17 protein-coding genes are annotated in these 17833 nt (G+C 70.8%); 7 read left to right on the forward strand and 10 right to left on the reverse strand.

What is annotated here, in order from left to right; all coding sequences use genetic code 11:
• The first annotated feature begins 11 nt into the window (after positions 1-11).
• Together MFF64_RS09360 and MFF64_RS09365 are read left to right on the forward strand one after the other, a co-directional pair.
• On the forward strand, positions 12-206 hold the full coding sequence (locus MFF64_RS09360) for a DUF2065 family protein (protein WP_093571202.1): 195 nt from the start codon (positions 12-14) through the stop codon (positions 204-206).
• Between the two features lie 197 nt (positions 207-403).
• On the forward strand, positions 404-1912 hold the full coding sequence (locus MFF64_RS09365) for a DegQ family serine endoprotease (RefSeq protein ID WP_099907651.1): 1509 nt from the start codon (positions 404-406) through the stop codon (positions 1910-1912).
• 349 nt (positions 1913-2261) lie between these two features.
• Here the strand turns inward: MFF64_RS09365 and tolB are convergent, their stop codons facing one another.
• From tolB to ruvB, 7 genes are all read right to left on the reverse strand, one after another.
• Complete coding sequence (gene tolB / locus MFF64_RS09370) at positions 2262-3602, reverse strand: Tol-Pal system beta propeller repeat protein TolB (RefSeq protein ID WP_099907649.1); 1341 nt, start codon at positions 3600-3602, stop codon at positions 2262-2264.
• 42 nt (positions 3603-3644) lie between these two features.
• Positions 3645-5168, reverse strand: coding sequence for a cell envelope integrity protein TolA (tolA, locus tag MFF64_RS09375; protein ID WP_099907656.1), 1524 nt, complete (start codon positions 5166-5168; stop codon positions 3645-3647).
• Positions 5169-5187: 19 nt separating this feature from the next.
• Positions 5188-5631, reverse strand: a complete 444-nt coding sequence (gene tolR / locus MFF64_RS09380) for a protein TolR (RefSeq protein ID WP_099907647.1) — start codon at positions 5629-5631, stop codon at positions 5188-5190.
• Between the two features lie 30 nt (positions 5632-5661).
• Positions 5662-6378, reverse strand: a complete 717-nt coding sequence (gene tolQ, locus MFF64_RS09385) for a protein TolQ (protein WP_099907645.1) — start codon at positions 6376-6378, stop codon at positions 5662-5664.
• A 186-nt stretch (positions 6379-6564) separates the two neighbouring features.
• The gene (ybgC, locus tag MFF64_RS09390; RefSeq protein ID WP_099907654.1) at positions 6565-6969 is read right to left on the reverse strand and encodes a tol-pal system-associated acyl-CoA thioesterase; all 405 of its coding nucleotides are present in this window, start codon (positions 6967-6969) and stop codon (positions 6565-6567) included.
• A gap of 206 nt (positions 6970-7175) precedes the next feature.
• Positions 7176-8123: a metallophosphoesterase gene (locus MFF64_RS09395; protein ID WP_099907643.1), complete on the reverse strand. Its 948-nt coding sequence runs from the start codon at positions 8121-8123 to the stop codon at positions 7176-7178.
• Positions 8116-9123 carry a Holliday junction branch migration DNA helicase RuvB gene (gene ruvB, locus MFF64_RS09400; protein WP_238190541.1) on the reverse strand — a complete coding sequence of 336 codons (1008 nt, stop codon included), beginning with the start codon at positions 9121-9123 and terminating at the stop codon, positions 8116-8118. The genes MFF64_RS09395 and ruvB overlap by 8 nt, the downstream gene beginning before the upstream one ends.
• A gap of 182 nt (positions 9124-9305) precedes the next feature.
• Here ruvB and chrA point away from each other — a divergent pair, with 182 nt between their 5' ends.
• Complete coding sequence (gene chrA, locus MFF64_RS09405) at positions 9306-10697, forward strand: chromate efflux transporter (protein ID WP_099907850.1); 1392 nt, start codon at positions 9306-9308, stop codon at positions 10695-10697.
• Positions 10698-10927: 230 nt separating this feature from the next.
• Here chrA and MFF64_RS09410 read toward each other — a convergent pair whose 3' ends face one another.
• Positions 10928-11581 (reverse strand): glutathione S-transferase, encoded by a 654-nt coding sequence (locus MFF64_RS09410; protein WP_099907840.1) that lies wholly within the window; start codon positions 11579-11581, stop codon positions 10928-10930.
• Positions 11582-11905: 324 nt separating this feature from the next.
• Here MFF64_RS09410 and MFF64_RS09415 point away from each other — a divergent pair, with 324 nt between their 5' ends.
• Entirely contained in the window at positions 11906-13135 is a 1230-nt protein-coding gene (locus MFF64_RS09415) for a polyhydroxyalkanoate depolymerase (RefSeq protein WP_099907842.1), read from the forward strand.
• Between the two features lie 317 nt (positions 13136-13452).
• Positions 13453-13752, forward strand: coding sequence for a 30S ribosomal protein S21 (rpsU, locus tag MFF64_RS09420; RefSeq protein ID WP_093566187.1), 300 nt, complete (start codon positions 13453-13455; stop codon positions 13750-13752).
• A 99-nt stretch (positions 13753-13851) separates the two neighbouring features.
• Here rpsU and MFF64_RS09425 read toward each other — a convergent pair whose 3' ends face one another.
• Complete coding sequence (locus MFF64_RS09425; RefSeq protein WP_099907843.1) at positions 13852-14235, reverse strand: response regulator; 384 nt, start codon at positions 14233-14235, stop codon at positions 13852-13854.
• A gap of 520 nt (positions 14236-14755) precedes the next feature.
• Here MFF64_RS09425 and MFF64_RS09430 point away from each other — a divergent pair.
• Together MFF64_RS09430 and MFF64_RS09435 are read left to right on the forward strand one after the other, a co-directional pair.
• A complete protein-coding gene (locus MFF64_RS09430; protein WP_099907845.1) occupies positions 14756-15547 on the forward strand; it encodes a class II glutamine amidotransferase in 792 nt (263 codons plus the stop codon).
• Positions 15548-16117: 570 nt separating this feature from the next.
• A complete protein-coding gene (locus MFF64_RS09435) occupies positions 16118-17404 on the forward strand; it encodes a glycosyltransferase (RefSeq protein ID WP_238190542.1) in 1287 nt (428 codons plus the stop codon).
• A 221-nt stretch (positions 17405-17625) separates the two neighbouring features.
• Here MFF64_RS09435 and MFF64_RS37825 read toward each other — a convergent pair whose 3' ends face one another.
• On the reverse strand, positions 17626-17748 hold the full coding sequence (locus MFF64_RS37825; RefSeq protein WP_273557146.1) for a hypothetical protein: 123 nt from the start codon (positions 17746-17748) through the stop codon (positions 17626-17628).
• Positions 17749-17833: the final 85 nt, after the last annotated feature.

Consider the following 17833-nt stretch of genomic DNA (forward strand, 5'->3'; position numbering starts at 1 on the left):
GGCTACCTGACGTGAAGGACCTCGTCGCCGCCCTCGGCCTGGCGCTGGCGATCGAGGGCCTGCTCTGCGCCGCCTTCCCGGCGGCGATGCGCCGTGCGATGCAGGAGGCCTCGCAGACCCCGATGGAGCGCATGCGCCTCGTCGGCCTCCTCTCGGCCGCCGCCGGCGTCGTCGTGGTTGGCGTCGTCCGCCTGCTCCTCGGCTGATCCGCGCTCCTGGACCGACATGGGTCGTGCGGTGAGCCGGGACTTGAACCGGTCCGCCGGGAGACGATCTTAAAGGGGCTCCCGGCCCGGTCGCCGGGAGTTGCCCAGGCCGGGCGGACGGATGCGGCGAGACGCCTGCCCGCTCGTCCACCGGGCCGAACCGTTATGACGACGATCCTGCCCAACGAGGTTCCCTGATGGCCGCTTCCTCGCGCCGTAACCCCGCCTTCGCGAGACGGCGCCTGCCCGCCCTCGCGGGAGCCCTGCTCGCGCTCTCCGTCGGCACCGCGGCCCTGCCGAATGTCGCCCTCGCCAAGGGCCCCGAATCGCTGGCCGACCTCGCCGCCCAGGTCACGGACGCCGTGGTGAACATCTCGGCCTCGACCACCGTCGAGGCGCGCGGCCGCACCCTGCCGCAGCTGCCGCAGGGCACCCCGTTCGAAGACCTGTTCGAGGAATTCTTCAACCGCCGCGGTCAGGGTGGCGGCGGCGAGAGCCAGCCGCGGGCGCCGCGCCGCTCGAACTCGCTCGGCTCCGGCTTCATCATCGATTCCGCCGGCATCGTGGTCACCAACAACCACGTCATCGGCGACGCCAACGACATCCAGGTGATCCTGCATGACGGCCGCAAGCTGAAGGCCGAGATCGTCGGCAAGGATTCGAAGATCGACCTCGCGGTGCTGCGGGTGAAGCCCGATCCGGACCGGCCCCTGAAGGCGGTGCCGCTCGGCGATTCCGAGAAGATGCGGCCCGGCGACTGGGTGATCGCGATCGGCAACCCGTTCGGCCTCGGCGGCTCGGTCTCGGCCGGCATCGTCTCGGCGCGGGGCCGCAACATCGAGTCCGGCCCCTACGACAACTACATCCAGACCGACGCGGCCATCAACAAGGGCAATTCCGGCGGCCCGCTGTTCAACATGAACGGCGAGGTGATCGGCATCAACACCGCGATCCTGTCGCCGACCGGCGGCTCGGTCGGCATCGGCTTCGCGGTCCCCACCGCCACGGCCGGCCCGGTGATCGACCAGCTGCGGCAGTTCGGCGAGGTGCGCCGCGGCTGGCTCGGCGTGCGGATCCAGAACGTCGACGACACCACCGCCGAGGCGCTCGGCCTCAAGGGCGGCGGCCGCGGCGCGCTGATCGCCGGCGTCGACGAGAAGGGCCCGGCCAAGACCGCCGGCCTCGAGGTCGGCGACGTGATCACCAAGTTCAACGGCGTCGACGTCAAGAGCTCGAGCGACCTGCCTCGCATCGTCGCCTCGACCCCGGTCGGCAAGGTCGTCGACGTGACCACGGTCCGCAAGGGCCAGGAGCAGACCAAGCAGGTCACCCTCGGCCGCCTGGAGGACAGCGACAAGCCGCAGCAGCAGGCCGCCCTCAACCGGCCGCAACCGGAGGCCGACGTCACCCGCCAGGCCCTCGGCCTCAACCTCACGGGCCTCTCCGACGAGTCGCGCAAGCGCTTCGGGGTGAAGGACACCGTCAAGGGCGTGCTGGTCACCCGGGTCGATCCCAACTCCAACGCCGCCGACAAGCGCATCCAGCCGGGCGACGTGATCGTCGAGGTCGGCCAGGAGGCGGTAACGTCGCCCGCCGACGTCACCCGTCGCATCGACCAGATCAAGAAAGATGGCCGCAAGTCGGCGCTGCTCCTCGTCTCCAACAAGGAGGGTGAGGTGCGGTTCGTGGCGCTGAGCCTGGAGTAACGGCACTCGCGTGGGCGGGTCCTCGTGGCCCGCCGCGCGCGCTGTCCATCCGTATCCGTTCGATGTTACCGCCGAATCGATGTCGACACCCGCCCCGCGTCGTTCCGGGCGCCGCTTTCGCGGCTTCGGAACGACGCTGAAGACGCACAGCATTCATCCCACCTTCGGCCTCATTCTGACGGTCGTCGATCGAAGATCGACCGCCCGTGGAGGAGACGTCCTTCGAGGCTGAGCGATCTTCAATCGCTCGGCATCTCAGGACGAGGTCGTAGATGGGATGGGCCCAGTAGGACGATCGGTGGCGCGAACGCCTGTGAGCCGGCCCGCTCCTTCGGGCTGGCCCCCGCCCTCACTTCTGCGCGTCGATAAGCGGCGACCAGGTCGGGTCTGAGGCGTAGGATGGGGTCGGGACCGGCTGCTCGACCTTGCCGGTGATGTCGACCATGTAGAGCTTGCCGCCGGCCTGGCCGCCAGGGTCGCGGAAGAACATCACGTACTGGCCGTTCGGCGCCCAAGTCGGGCCCTCGTTGTGGAACCCCTCCGTGAGCACCCGCTCACCGCTGCCGTCAGGCTTCATGATGCAGATCGAGAACGAGCCCTTCCGCTGGCGGGTGAAGGCGATGTAGTCGCCCCGCGGCGACCAGGCCGGCTGGGAGGCCGAGCCGTCGCCGAAGGACAGGCGGCGCGGGTTCGAGCCGTCGGCGCCCATGATGTAGATCTGCTGCTGGCCGCCGCGGTCGGATTCGAACACGATCTCGCGGCCGTCCGGCGAGAAGGACGGCGAGGTGTCGATGGCGTTGGCGTTGGTGATCCGGGTCTGCGCCTTGGAGGCGAGGTCCATCACGTAGATGCTGGCATTGCCGCCGTCCTGGTCGCTCATCACCAGGCGGCGCCCGTCCGGCGAGAAGCGCGGGCTGGTGCTCATCTCGGCATTGGTCGGGATCACCTGCCGGGAGCCGGTCGAGAGGTTGATCACCTGCACCCGCGGCTGCTGGCCGGTGACCTGGGACATGTAGGTGATGTCCTGAGTCGAGGGCGAGTAGCGGGGGGCCACCACCGAGGCCTCGCCGCTGGTCAGGTAGCGCACGTTGGCGCCGTCCTGGTCCATGATGGCGAGGCGCTTGCGGCGGTGCTCCTTCGAGCCCGACTCGTCGACGAAGGCGACGCGGGTGTCGAAGAAGCCGCCGATGCCGGTGATCTTGGTGTAGACCGCGTCCGAGATCAGGTGGCCCATGCGGCGCGCATTGGCGCCGTCACCGGCATATTGCTGGCCGATCATCTGTTGGCCCGACAGCACGTCCCACAGCCGGAACTCGGCCTTGAGCCGGCCCGACCCGTCGCGGGTGACCCGCCCGGTGACGAGGCCCTGCACGCCGGTATCCTTCCAGGCAGAGAAATTCGGGGCGGCGTCGAAATTCGGGTTCTCGGGGAACCGGCCCTTCTCGACCGGGGTGAAGTAGCCCGAGCGCTTCAGGTTGCTGGTCACGATGCCCGACAGAGTCGGGCCGAGGCTCGGATCGCCGGAGAAGTCGGCGATGGCGATCGGCATCGGCTGGAAGGCGCCGCCGGGGCCGATGCGCAGGTTGAGCTGCGCCTGCGCAGTGCCGGAGAATCCCGGGACGAGGCCGGCGGTGAGGCACAGCCACAGGAGCGCGGCGAGCGCGTGACGCAATCGCGAAGGGGAGTGCATGGAGGGGACGTCCGTCGTGGGGTGAGGCAAGCGGCGTGAGGATCAGGCCCGCGGCAGCTCGAACTCCGCGTTGATGACCCGCCAGTCGTTGTAGAACGGCGCGTACTGGGACGGGATGCGGAAGGGCGCGCAGCGCCGCACCGCCCGCACTGCGGCCTCGGCGATCGAGCGGTCGACCGCGCTGCCGCCGGCGCGCAGGATGCGCGGATCGGTGGTGAGAGACCCGTCGGGGTTCAGGCGGATGTCGAGTTGCGGCAGCACGATGCCTTGCGCGGCACCGGGGGGCGCCGAGTAGCAACGCTCGATCTGCTGCTGCAGCAGGCCGACCAGGGCATCGCGCTGGCTCGGGTTGAGGCGCTGCGATGTACCGGTGGCGGCCCCGAGCGCCGCCGTGCGCTGCACCTCGCGGCCGGTGGCGCCGGTGGAGTGCGACGGCCCGTGCGCCGCCAGCGCGTCGCGGATCGCGCCCGAATTGAACTTGTCGGCGAGTTCGGCCTGGCGCCGAGCCTTGGCCTCGGCGGCGGCCTTGGCCTTCGCGTCAGCCACCGCCTTGGCCTTAGCGGCGGCTTCGGCCTTCGCCTTGGCTTCCGCGGCGGCGTGGGCCCTGGCTTCGGCCTCCGCACGCGCCTTCGCGACGGCCTCGGCTTTCGCCTCGGCTTCGGCCTGGGCCTTGGCTTCCGCTTCCGCCTTGGCTTCGGCACGCGCCTTCGCTTCGGCCTGAGCTTTTGCCTCCGCCCGCGCCTTGGCTTCCGCCTGAGCCTTGGCCTCTGCACGGGCCTTCGCCTCGGCCTCCGCTTCCGCCTTGGCCTCCGCGCGAGCCTTCGCTTCGGCTTCGGCGCGAGCCTTGGCCTCGGCTCTAGCCTTCGCGGCGGCCTTCTCGGCAGCCGCCTTCTCGGCCGCAGCCTTGGCCTCGGCCAGTTCCTCGCGCCGGATCGCCTCGGCCTCCGCCTTCTCGGCGGCGGCCTTCTCCGCCGCGGCCTTCGCAGCCTCCTTCGCCGCAGCCGCAGCGGCCTTCTCGGCCGCCGCCTTGGCAGCAGCCTTCGCGGTCTCCTTGGCGGCCTCGCGAGCCGCCTCCTTGACGGCTTCCTTGGCCTCGCGCTCCGCCTCGGCCTCCGCCTTGGCCTTCGCGGCGGCAGCGGCCGCAGCAGCGGCCTTCTCGGCATCCGCCTTGGCGGTGTCGGGGCGCGCGGGCGGGAGCGGGGCGGGCTCTGGCTGCTCGAGGGCCGGGCGTAGGGGCGGCGCCGGCATCTCCTCGGCGTTGGCGACCTTGATCTCGGGCGGGCGCGTCGGCGGCGTCGGCACGTTGGCCTTGGCCTCGCCCGGGTCGTTCTCCTGCTGCTTCTCCGCCACGCGGTCGGCCCGCGGGCTCTTGGCCGGGGCGTCGCCGTCGCGCTGGCCCTTGGTCAGCTCCGAGAACTGGTTCTCGGTGATGACCTCGACCGGCACGCCCTCCTCGGCCTGCGGCAGCACGTGCGAGGCGGCAGCGAACAGCGCCAGCCCGATCAGCACCACGTGCGCGCCGGCCGAGACCCAGACGCCGGGCTCGGACCTGTCGAAGGGAAACACCACGGCGAACCCCGTCCTGCTACCGCTGGTCGGGCTCGGTCACGAGGGCGACCTTCTTGAAGCCGCCGCTCGTCACGATCGCCATCACCTGGGCGACGCGGCCGTAATCGACCCGCTTGTCGCCGCGCACGAAGACCCGCTCCTCGAAGCCGTCCTTGGCGGTGGCCGAGATCTTCGCGACGATCGCGTCGTCGGTGAGCTCGTCCTCGCCGAGGAAGACCTGGCCGGTCTGGCGGATCGAGAGGGTGATCGGCTTCGAATCCTGGTTGAGCGGCGCGGCCTTGGTCTGCGGCAGGTCGAGGGGCACGCCGACGGTCATCATCGGCGCCGCGACCATGAAGATGATTAGGAGCACCAGCACGACGTCGATGAACGGCGTCATGTTGATCTCGTTGATCGCGCCGCCCCGCCGGCCGCGCCGACGGCGCCCGCCGCCCTGGACCGCTCCGGAGGCCATGCCCATCTGGCTCAATCCTTCTGAAAGCTCGGGTGATCAGGCCGCGAGGGCCATGCGCTCGTCGATCTGGCGCGACAGGATGGCCGAGAACTCGTCGGCGAAGCCTTCAAGGCGCCCCTGCGCCTTGGCCACCGAGGCCTGAAGCTTGTTGTAGGCGAGAACCGCGGGTATCGCCGCGAACAGGCCGATGGCAGTGGCGAACAGGGCCTCGGCGATGCCGGGCGCCACGACCGCGAGGCTGGTGTTCTTCGAGGCGGCGATCGACGTGAACGCCGTCATGATGCCGAACACCGTGCCGAACAGGCCGATATAGGGGCCCGCCGAGCCGATCGAGGCCAGGAACAGCAGGCGCGATTCCAGACGCTCGACCTCGCGCTGGATCGTCACGTCGAGGACCTTGTCGATGCGCTGGCCGAGGCTTCGGATCGAGCGGCCCGACCCCTCGTAGGAGCGGCGCCACTCGCGCATCGCGGCGACGAACAGGGCCGCGAGCCCGGTCGCCGGCTTGTCGTTGTGGGCGCGGAAGAGCTCCTCCAGCGGCCGACCGGACCAGAACTCCTCCTCGAACGCGTCCATCTCCGCCTTGGTACGGCGGAACAGCAGCGTCTTGTCGATGATGATCGACCAGCACCAGATCGAGGAGCCGAGCAGGCCGAGCATCACCACCTTGACGACGAAGTGGGCCTGCCAGAACAGACCGAACATCGTGATCTCGGCCACGGGCATCGCCTGGGCGGCGTCGGCGGGATTCATGCGGCTTTCCTCGCGTCCCGGGCCGATGAACGGCCCTCGGGCACTCCAACCGGGATCGGGGCTTTTCGTATGGTGGTTCGATCGCGCCCGAATCTGTCGAAAGTATGGGCCGCCGCTCCGCGAAGGAGCATTCGCCCGTCGCGAGTTAAGCCCCCGGCAGGGTTAAGGAATGATGAGCGCGACCGCTCAACGCCGCGTGAGCGTCCGGCGCAGGGCCTCCGGCAGGCGCACCGCCCGGCCCTCGCGCACGCAGGCCACCACGACATCCGCCCGCACCAGGGTCTCGTCACCGCGGCGCACCTCCTGGTCGAGATGCATCGAGGCGCCGCGCAGCTCCCGCGTGGCGGTCAGCACCGTCAGGGCGTCGTCCATGCGGGCGGGCTTGAGGTAGTCGAGGCTCATGCGCCGCACCACGAAGACGAGACCGTCGGCCTCCCGGTGCAGGTCGGACTGGTCGCCAGCGAGCCCGCGCAGCAATTCGGTGCGGCCCCGCTCCATGAAGCGCAGGTAGCTCGCGTGGTAGACGAAGCCGGAGAAATCCGTGTCCTCGTAATAGACGCGCACGGGCAGGGCATGGGCGTCCGGGGGCATGGTCTCGGGTTCGGTCACGCAGGGTCCTCGTCCAGGCACCTCCCCTCCCCCTGTGGGGAGGGGTCGAAGGTGGGGGTGGTGCAGCATAGAACTCGGCGGTGCCTCCTGCACCACCCCCACCCCTGGCCCCCACAGGGGGAGGGGAGGTGCACGTACTTACGAAGGGCCGGCCTTCACGCGCGGCGCACGAACCCGATCGCCTCCCCTCACGCCACCGCCTCCGCCCCCAGCTCCACCACCACGATCTCCGGCGGAACTCCGAAGCGGATCGGCGCGATGCTCAAACCCAATCCACCGGAGATCACGAGATCGCTCGCCTCGCGGACGTGGCCGTAGACGAAGCGGCGCGGGTAGCGCGAGGGCACCACGGGCGACCAGCCGAACAGCCGCACCTGCCCGCCATGGGTGTGGCCCGACAGGGTCAGCGCCACCCGGGCCGGCACCTCGGCGAAGATGTCGGGCTCATGCGCCAGCAGGATCATCGGGGCACCGTCCGGCACCGCCGCCAGGGTGGCGGGCAGGTCATGCAGGCCGACTCGGCCGCGACCGGTGCGGCGCCGGGCCGGCAGCAGGGCGAGCTGGTCCTCGATCCCGGCGAGCCAGACCGGGCCGGCCCGGGTCGCGAGCGGCAAAGCCTCGTTCGACAGGACCCGGATGCCGTTCTGCGTCAGCGCCGTGCCGGCGATGGTCGGGCCGTGCCCGCGGCGCAGGGCGTCCTTGTCCTCCCACCAGTCGTGGTTGCCGAGCACGGCGTAGACACCGAGGGGCGCGGTGAGGCCGGCGAGCACCGGCGCCCATTCGGCCGCGGGAATGTACCGGGTGACGTAGCGCTGGCCGGCCACGAAGTCGCCGACCAGCACCACGAGGTCGGCCTGCAAGGCGTTCGTGGCCGCGACGATGCCGGCGATGCGCTCCAGGCTCATCCAGGGGTCGCAGGCATGGATGTCGGTGAGGACGGCGATGCGCAGGGTGAGCCCCGCCGGCCAGGGCGCAGCGGGGTTCGGCCGGATCGCGTAGCGCGTCACGACCTGCCGGAACGGCTCGATGCCGGTGGCGTAGGCGCCGGTGCCGACGCCCGACAGCGCGACGGCGCCTGCGCCCTGGAGCACGCGGCGGCGGGTGAAGAGGCGATACCCCCTCCCCTCCTCACGCATCCTCATCCCCGGTGAACAGCCCGAACTGCACGGCGGGGTCGCGGTTCGGCTCCGGCAGGCCGAGATGGCGGAAGGCGTGGGCGGTGAGTACCCGGCCGCGCGGCGTGCGCTGCACGAAGCCCTTCTGGATCAGGTAGGGCTCGATGATCTCCTCGATCGCGTCGCGCGGCTCGGAGAGCGCCGCCGCGATGGTCTCGACTCCCACCGGCCCGCCGTTGAACGAGTGGGCGATGATGTTGAGGTATTTCCGGTCCATCGTGTCGAGGCCGGCGGGATCGACGTCGAGGAGCCGCAGCGCCCGGTCGGCAATGGCCCGGGTGATGGTGGGAGCGTCCTCCACGATGGCGAAGTCGCGCACCCGCCGCAGCAGCCGCCCGGCGATGCGCGGCGTGCCCCGCGCGCGCTTGGCGATCTCGTTGGCGCCGTCCGGCGCCATGCCGATGCCGAGCACCCGGGCGCCGCGGCTGACGATGAGTTCCAGTTCGTCGATGTCGTAGAATTCGAGCCGGATCGGGATGCCGAAGCGGTCGCGCAGGGGCGTCGTCAGCAGGCCCGCCCGCGTGGTGGCGGCGACCAGCGTGAATTTCGGCAGCTCGATCTTGACCGAGCGGGCGGCCGGCCCCTCGCCGATGATGAGGTCGAGCTGGTAATCCTCCATCGCCGGGTAGAGGATCTCCTCCACCGCCGGGTTGAGGCGGTGGATCTCGTCGATGAACAGGACGTCGCGCTCTTCCAGGTTGGTGAGCTGCGCCGCCAGGTCGCCGGCCTTCGCGATCACCGGACCGGACGTGGAGCGGAAGTTCACCCCGAGCTCGCGGGCGACGATCTGGGCGAGCGTGGTCTTGCCGAGGCCGGGAGGACCGACGAACAATACGTGATCGAGGGCCTGGCCGGTCTTCTTCGCCGCATCGATGAACACCTGGAGATTGGCGCGCGCCGCCCTCTGGCCGGTGAAGTCGGCGAGGCTGAGCGGCCGGATCGAGGCTTCGAGATCGTCCATGCGACGCTCGGGGGTGAGGAGGGCTTTGGGCTTGCTCAAGCGGGACCTGACGGGCTCTCACGGACGGCGCGAGGCCGGCGGCACCCGCTCTCCCGGATGTAATCGCTGCGCTCTGTCGCACAACGCGACCGATCGCGCTACGCTGCGGCGCCACCGACATCGGAGAGCCCATTCCCGTGACGATGCGCGAGCCCGCGGCGGTCGCCGCCGCGCCCGAACTCGCTCCTCCCCGGCCCGTCACCCTGACCGAGGCCCTGCCGGTCTGGCTGCGGGTCGCCGCCCTGTCCTTCGGCGGGCCGGCCGGGCAGATCGCGGTGATGCACAGGGTGCTGGTCGAGGAGAAGCGCTGGATCTCCGAGAACCGCTTCCTGCACGCGCTCAACTTCTGCACCCTGCTGCCCGGGCCGGAGGCGCAGCAGCTCGCGACCTATGTCGGCTGGCTGATGCATGGGCCCCGGGGCGGCCTCCTCGCCGGCGGGCTGTTCGTGCTGCCGGGGCTCCTTGCCATCATGGCCCTGAGCTGGATCTACGTCCTCTACGGCCAGGCGGGCCCGGTCGCCGGGCTGTTCTTCGGCCTCAAGGCGGCGGTGCTCGCCATCGTGCTGGAGGCGGTGCAGCGCATCGGCCGACGGGCGCTGCGCGGCCGGGTGATGACCGGGCTCGCCGCCGCCGCCTTCGTGGGCATCTTCTTCCTCGACGTGCCGTTCCCGCTCATCGTCGTGGCGGCGGGCCTCGTCGGATTCCTCGGCGGCCGGGCCGGGCATCCGGCCTTCCGCCCCGGCGGCGGGCACGCGGCGAGTGCGGCGGGTGGCCCCTACCTGTTCGGCGACGATGCGCTGCCGCAGGAGCGCGCGAGCTGGCGCGACACGCTGATCACCCTCGCGATCTGGTCCGCGATCTGGCTCGTCCCGGTCGCCGCGCTGCTCCTCGTCCTCGGCCCGGACGACGTCTTCTCCCGCATCGCGGTGTTCTTCTCCAAGATGGCGCTGGTGACCTTCGGCGGGGCCTACGCGGCTTTGGCCTACGTGGCGCAGGCGGCGGTGGAGCAGTACGGCTGGATGCGGCCCGGCGAGATGCTCGACGGCCTCGGCATGGCCGAGACCACGCCCGGCCCACTCATCATGGTGACGCAGTTCGTCGGCTTCCTGGCCGCCTTCCGGGCACCCGGGACGCTCTCTCCCCTCGTGGCCGGCACGCTCGGAGGCCTCCTCACCACCTGGGTCACCTTCGCGCCCTGCTTCCTGTGGATCTTCGTCGGCGCGCCGTATGTCGAGCGCCTGCGCGGCCATCCGGCGCTCGCCGGCACGCTCTCGGCGATCACCGCGGCGGTGGTGGGAGTGATTCTCAACCTGGCGGTCTGGTTCGCCCTGCACACGCTGTTTCGCGAGCTGCGCCCGATGGTCGCCGGGCCGGTGAGGCTCGACGTGCCGGTTCTCGCCAGCGTCGATCCCTACGCGTTGGCCCTGGCGCTCGCGGCGTTCGTCGCGGTGTTTCGCTTCCGGGTCGGGATGATCCCGGTCCTGGCGGCTTGCGCGGCGGCGGGGATGGGATTGCGGCTCGCGGGATTGATCTGACGACAGCCGATCACAGCGCGAGCGGAACCGGCACCCCGCGCCGCCACGGGATCATCCCGGGGCCACGAAAGGGAGCCCGGGATCCGGATCCGCTGATCGTGCAGGACGATGCGGGACGCGGTTCGCCTCGTCCCGACGCATCCGCGATCGTGGATTCCGGGCTGCGCTGCGCGGCTCCGGAATGACGCGGAGGGTTTCGATCACCACGGCGGCGAACCAGGGACATTCACTCAAAACTCCATGTCCAGTTCCTCGATCTCCTCCGGCTCGTCCGCGGCCGCCGCGATCCAGTCCCGCATCAGGTCCCAGTCCATGATCCTGTCGCGATAGGCGGCGCAGTCGGGCGGCAGGGCGACACCGTAGGTGACGAACCGGGTGCAGACGGGAGCGTACATCGCATCCGCCACCACCGGCCGATCGCCGAACAGGAACGGCCCCCCGTGGGCCTTGAGGGCCTCCTGCCAGATCTCGACCACCCGGGCGATGTCGGCCTGGGCGCCGCCCCAGAGCTTGAAGTCGGTGTAGCGCGCCCGGAGGTTCATCGGCAGGGCCGAGCGCAGGTTGACGAAACCGCCATGCATCTCGCCCGAGATCGAGCGGGACCAGGAGCGGGTGGCGAGGTCGTCGGGCAGGAGCCCGGCCTGCGGGCGCACCTCCGTCAGGTACTGCGCGATGGCGAGCACGTCCCAGACCCGCACCGCCCCGTGGGTCAGCCGGGGCACCAGGAACGAGGGCGTGAGGTGGAGGAGCTCGGCCCGGCTCGCCGGATCGCCGGACAGCACCTCCACGGCGAGGTCGAGCCCCGCCATGCGGCAGAGCAGCCAGCCCCTCAGCGACCAGGACGAGTAGTTGCGGCTTGAGATCGTCAGCGTCGCCTCGGCCATCCCGTCCTCCCCGGGCCGTCATCGCGCGGCCCGTCTGCCCCTGGGTTCCCCACCCCGCGATCCAAGACTCGTGCCGATTGCAGCTCGTGCCGACGGAACTTCCGCCGACCGCAACGGACGTCGCCGAGACAGGCGCAATCTTCGCACAAGTCGCGCGGACCTAGACTGCCCCGGCGAGTGACTTGGCACGAGGGTCGCATCCCGCGAGCGTTGGGGATGGCTGCCGCGTTTCGCCGAAAGTCCGGTCGCGGGGGGAGGAAGCCGTGCCTTACGCTTAGCAGCGGGCCGCACCCCGCGCGTGTTCGTGAGGGAGTGCCCGGGCCGATGCTCTACGATGCCTTCGAGGTCCAGTCGGACGCCGCCGCCGCCACCCGTGCCTGGGGGCGGGTGCTGCACGAGGGCACCGCGCCCTGGACGCAGGCCGGCTACGGCGCGCCGGCGACATGGGTCGCGGCCGCCGCGCGGATGATGATGCGGGCCGGCCTCACCCATGCCCGGCCCTCCTACGGGATCGAGGCGGTGCGGATCGGCAACCGCGAGGTGCCGGTGACCGAGGAGCCGGTGCTCTCCACGCCCTTCGGCACCCTGCTGCGCTTCCGCAAGGACATGGTCAGCGAGCAGCCCCGGGTGCTGGTGGTGGCGCCCCTGTCGGGCCATTTCGGAACGCTCCTGCGCGGCACGGTGCGTACCCTGCTCACCGACCACGACGTCTACATCACCGACTGGCACAATGCCCGCGACGTGCCGCTGAGCGCCGGCCGCTTCGGCTTCGACGATTACGTCGCCCACCTGGTCCAATTCCTGGAGACCATCGGCGAGGGCGCCCATCTCGTGGCGGTGTGCCAGCCCGCCGTGCAGGCGCTGGCGGCGGCGGCCGTGATGGCCGAGAGCCGCAACGCGGCGCACCCGGCGAGCATGACCCTGATGGCCGGCCCGGTCGATACGCGGATCAACCCGACCAAGGTCAACGAACTCGCGACCTCGCGGCCGATCGAGTGGTTCGAGCGCAACCTGATCGCTACCGTGCCGCGCCGCCATGCCGGGGCCGGGCGGCGGGTCTATCCGGGCTTCATGCAGGTGGCGGCCTTCATGTCGATGAACGCCGCGCGCCACATGCACGGCCATCTCGACCTCTACTGGCATCTCGCCGAGGGCGAGAGCGACGGACCGGCGCGCGCCAAGGCGGTGCAGATCGAGACCTTCTACGACGAGTATTTCGCGGTGCTCGACCTCGCGGCGGAGTTCTACCTCGAGACGGTCAAGACCGTGTTCCAGGACGCGACGCTGGCGCAGAACAAGCTGACCTTCCGCGGCGCACCGATCGATACCCGGGCGATCCGCAGGACCGCCCTGATGACCGTGGAGGGCGAGCGCGACGACATCTGCTCCGTCGGCCAGACGGTGGCGGCGCACGACCTCTGCACGGGCCTGAAACCCTTCCGCAAGCGCCACCATCTCCAGGCCGGCGTCGGCCATTACGGCGTCTTCTCCGGCCGCAAGTGGGAGAGCCAGACCTACCCGCTGGTGCGCAGCTTCATCCAGGCCAACGCTTGATCCGCCGCGCCGCCGACTTGGCTGCGATGACATTCCGCGGGGCGCGTTCCGAGCCCGACGCCGCTCAAATTTCGGTCAGGCGGCCACTCCCCGGTTGGAAGTCGTGGCGGAGTGGTGTAAGGCCCCGATCAGGCGCATACCGTGCGCCGACAGCTTGCGCCGGGCTCCGGTGCGACCGCGATGCGACCTAAGCCCCTCCCGGCCCTTCCAGGTGCGGGCCATGGGGTGCATTTCGGTTGGCCGGGCAGGCAGCCATCCGGGCGCATTCCGCGCAAGGTCGGCCACGATTCTGGATTTAGACAAAAGGATAGACACCCTTGCAGGTACTCGTTCGGGACAACAACGTCGATCAGGCTCTCCGCGTCCTCAAGAAGAAGATGCAGCGCGAGGGCATCTTCCGCGAGATGAAGCAGCGCAAGGCTTACGAGAAGCCGTCGGTGCGCAAGGCCCGCGAGAAGGCTGAGGCCGTGCGCCGCGCCCGCAAGCAGGCTCGCAAGACCGCCATCCGCGAGGGCCTGATCGCGGCGCCGAAGCCGAAGCCCCGCGTCGGCGCTCCCCGCCGTCCGGGTCCGGCCCCCTCCGCGGCCCCGGCTGCCGCTCCGGCCGCCTCCGCGTAAGCGACTCAAAGCGGGCGACTTGCCGCGCCCCGCCCATCGGGCGGGGCCCCGACCAGACGTGAGCCCGACGCCGCAAGGCGTGCGGGCTCTTGTCGTTGGTCAGGCCGCAGCGGCGTAAGCCGCCCGCTCCGCCTCCACCAGCACGTCGAGGGGTCGCCAGGGCTTCTGCATGTAGACGGCGTGGTCCGGCACGGTCTGGGCCGCTCCCGGCCGCGAGGTCACCACCAGGCGCACGTCCGGCCAGTCCCGCTCCACCGTGCGGGCCAGGGTGGCGCCGTCGATCTCGCCGGAGAGCTGCATCTCCGTGAACAGCAGCGCCACCTCGGAGCCGTGCTCGCGCATCACCGCCAGCGCGTCGGCGGCACTGTCGCAGGCGATGACCTCGAGGTCGGTCTCCTCCAGGATCGCCGCGGCGAAATCCCGAACGGACTCATCGTCCTCCACCACGACGGCGATCGGCGCGGTGGGTGCTGCTCTGCCCATGAAGCCTCCTGTATCCTTTGAGGATTTGTTGGTTCCCAAGTTCTCTTGGTTCCTGAGTTCTCTTGCTTCCCAAGTCCTCGTGAGCGCTCGGGATTGATACTGGGCCGATCGGCCGCCCGACGAATCGCCGCGCTGCCCCCGGTGCGCGACGCAACGGGGACGAGCGGAACCGAAGGGACGGGGGACGAGCCCGGCGGGACACGCGTGCCAGGACGATGGACGCAACTCAGCGACGCGAACACGCCTGCGTGAGCATCAACGACTCAATCCTGACATTGATCCCGGCAAAAGGTCTACCCTCGCCCGGTCAACGGACGGGCCGCGCGCATCCCGGGTCTTCCCCGGCGCCATTGCCCGCGCCTTGGGCACGGGCCTTGGGCATATGGGGAACGTTCGAGCATGCTGCGGTGCATTAACGAGCTGTTCACCGTCCCGGCCGGAATGTTACCGTTCGATGAAGGCGGCGGACGAGGCACGGCCCGGAGCGGGACCGGCATCCGCCGCGGGAGGTGAAGAGCCGATGTGCCGCTTCCTCGCCTACCACGGCGACCCGGTCTATCTCGACGAGCTGGTCTGCGCGCCGACCCATTCCCTCGTGCACCAGTCGCTGCACGCGGCGGAGGCCCAGACCGAAACCAACGGCGACGGTTTCGGCATCGGCTGGTACGGCGATCGGCCGGAGCCGGGCCTCTACCGCGACGTGCGGCCGGCCTGGTCCGACGAGAACTTGCGCAGCCTCTCCCGGCAGATCCGCGCCCGCACCTTCTTCGCCCATGTCCGCGCCTCGACCGGCACCGCGACCACCCGGGCGAACTGCCACCCCTTCGCCCATGGCCGCCACCTGTTCATGCATAACGGCCAGATCGGCGGCTATCCGCGCATCCGCCGGCGGCTCGAGGCGATGATCCCGGACGGGCTCTACGAGGCGCGCCAGGGTACCACGGATTCGGAGGCCCTGTTCCTCCTCGCCCTCGCGCACGGCCTCGACCGCGATCCGGTCGCCGCCATGGCGGCGAGCGTGTCGGCCGCCCGCGGCCTGATGCGCGAGGCGGAGATCGACGAGCCCCTGCGCTTCACCGCCGTGCTCACCGACGGTGAGAGCCTCACCGCGTATCGCTGGGCCTGCGACGGCCGCCCGCCGAGCCTATACTGGCGCGAGACCGGCACCGGCCTCGCGGTGGTCTCCGAGCCGATCGACGGCCTGCGCGCCGGCTGGGCCGAGGTGCCGAAGGGCGGCACGCTCCTCGCCCGTACGGGCCAGCCGGTGCGGGTGGTCGGGCCGGAGGAGACGGGATTGCGGGCGGCGGCCTGACGATCGGTCCGTCTTCGCTTCCCAGCCCTGTCCGACACGGGCTTGCCGATGCGCGCTTAGCCTCTGACGGCCAAGCCATCGTCAACGCGGGCGCGTCCCCTCCCCCTGGAGGGGAGGAGAGCCGCGCGACCTTCAAGGGGGAGCACGCGGACCAGGTCATGGGAGTGCGCTAGCCCACTCGGCAGGGGGGATCCTGCGCCACATCCCCGGTCCGGACGCTTCCCCGGAGTGCTCTGCGGTGGACGCGACGCCGGCAGGCCTGGTTCCTTCCTCGGCAGCCCGACAGCGGCAGCCCCTTCGCGCGGGTGAGTGGCCTCAACTCCCCCCCGAGGAAGAGGCATCATTCGTATCTTTCTTTATATGCGCATCAAGCAGCCAAAACTATCATCGGCTTTCGCTCCTGATTAAAAGCAGGATCACGAAAGACTTCTCCGCACCTGCCCCGTGGGCAGGCGGGATAGACGCGCGTTCAGCTCATCGAAAGTCAAGAACCGCTGAATGCCGGGCGACGTCACGCGTAGCGTCGAGGCGCAGGGGCGGCTTTGCATAGTCGGGAGGCAGGAGCGGCTCGTGCCATCTCTCGGGACGACCAAGTGCGGCGACGAGAAGCGGCGCGTGTTTCTCGCGGCCCTGGGCTCCCATGGCGACGTGCTGCCGGTCATCGCCCTCGGCGCGGCGCTCCAGGCACGGAGCCATCCGGTCCGGGTCGCGGCACCCGAGCGATTCCGGCCGCTCGCCGCCCGCGCGGGTCTCTCCTTCCATCCCATCGGCACCGAGGCCGATTTCGCGCGGGCCATGGGCCAGCCGGACCTGTGGCACCCGATCCGCGGCGCGCGGACGATGCTGGGAGCGGTCGCGCAGGCGATCGAGCCGACCTATCGCTGGCTGGAGGCCGAGGCGCGCCCCGGCCTCGACCGGGTGGTCGCCTCTACCCTGGCGCTCGGGGCGCGAGTGGCGCAGGAGCGCCTCGGCCTGTCGCTGACGACCCTCCACCTGATGCCGATGCTGGTCGAGAGCCGCCTGGCACCGCCGCGGATGCCGGGCCTGCCCCTCCCCCGCCTCATGCCGGCCCGCCTGCGCCACGGCCTCGGCCGCGGCGCCGACCGCTTCGTCCTCGATCCGGCCGCCCTTCCGCCGCTCAACGCCTTCCGGGCCGAGCTCGGTCTCGCCCCGGTCAAGCGCCTGCGGCACTGGTGGCACAGCCCGGAGCAGGTCCTGCTCGCCGTGCCGGACTGGTATGCCCCGCCGCAGGCCGACTGGCCGGCGCAGATCACCCAGGTCGGCTTTCCCCTCGCCGACACCTACGGCGATGCCGCCGGCCTCGCGCCCGACCTCGCCGCCTTCCTGCAGGCCGGGCCGGCGCCCCTCGTCTTCACCTACGGCTCGGCGATGGCCGGCGCCCATGCGTTCTTCGCCACCGCCGTCGAGCTGTGCCGGCTGGCGGGGCGGCGCGGCATCCTGCTCACCGGCCGGGCCGACGAGATCCCGCGCGACCTGCCGCCCGGCGTGCTTCACGCCGCCTATGCGCCGTTGAGCCGGCTGCTGCCGTCCTGTGCGGCCCTGATCCACCACGGCGGGGTCGGCACCGTGGCGCAGGCCTTGGCGGCCGGCTGCCCGCAGCTGATCGTGCCGGTGGCCTTCGACCATGCCGACGAGGCGCAACGGGTGGTGCGCCTCGGGGTCGGCGCCTCGCTCCGGCGCTGGCGCTTCACCGCCAGGCGGGCGCGCCGGGTGATCGAGGAGCTGGTGGGCTCGGTGGCGGTGGCGCGGGCCTGCCGCGAGATCCAGGTGCTGATGCGGTCCGAGAGCGGCGTCGCGGATGCCTGCGAGGCCATCGACGGCCAGGGATCGCTCTGACGGGCCGCCCCGCCTCGATCGTGGCGCCGAGCGCCAGCCGGTTCGTCTGCACGGCGCGACGCGAGGAAGGCCGGGCGCTCGGCCTCGAACGCCTCGGGCGCCACGCGCAGGGCCACGGATATCTGCATGGCCCCGGTGACGTCTCCGGCCCGCCAGGGCCTGCACCCATCACCACCACGTGCTCGCTGTCCTGCGTCACTGTGGGTACGGAGCGCCGCGTCTCAGGCGGCCTCCACGGCGCCCACACGACCCTGATCGTTCGCCGGGAGGGAGATCGCGAAGGCGACGACCAGGATGGGACGAGCGACGACGATGTCGAGCTTCCTGCCGAGGGTGCAGCGCATGGGCGCACTGAGAACTGGCTGGATGATCAGCCCCTAGCGCGCCAAAATTATGCAGTCTTAAGCATACATAGCAAGTGAATACGAC

It is taken from the genome of Methylobacterium frigidaeris, assembly GCF_022179185.1.
Classification (GTDB): Bacteria; Pseudomonadota; Alphaproteobacteria; order Rhizobiales; family Beijerinckiaceae; genus Methylobacterium; species Methylobacterium frigidaeris.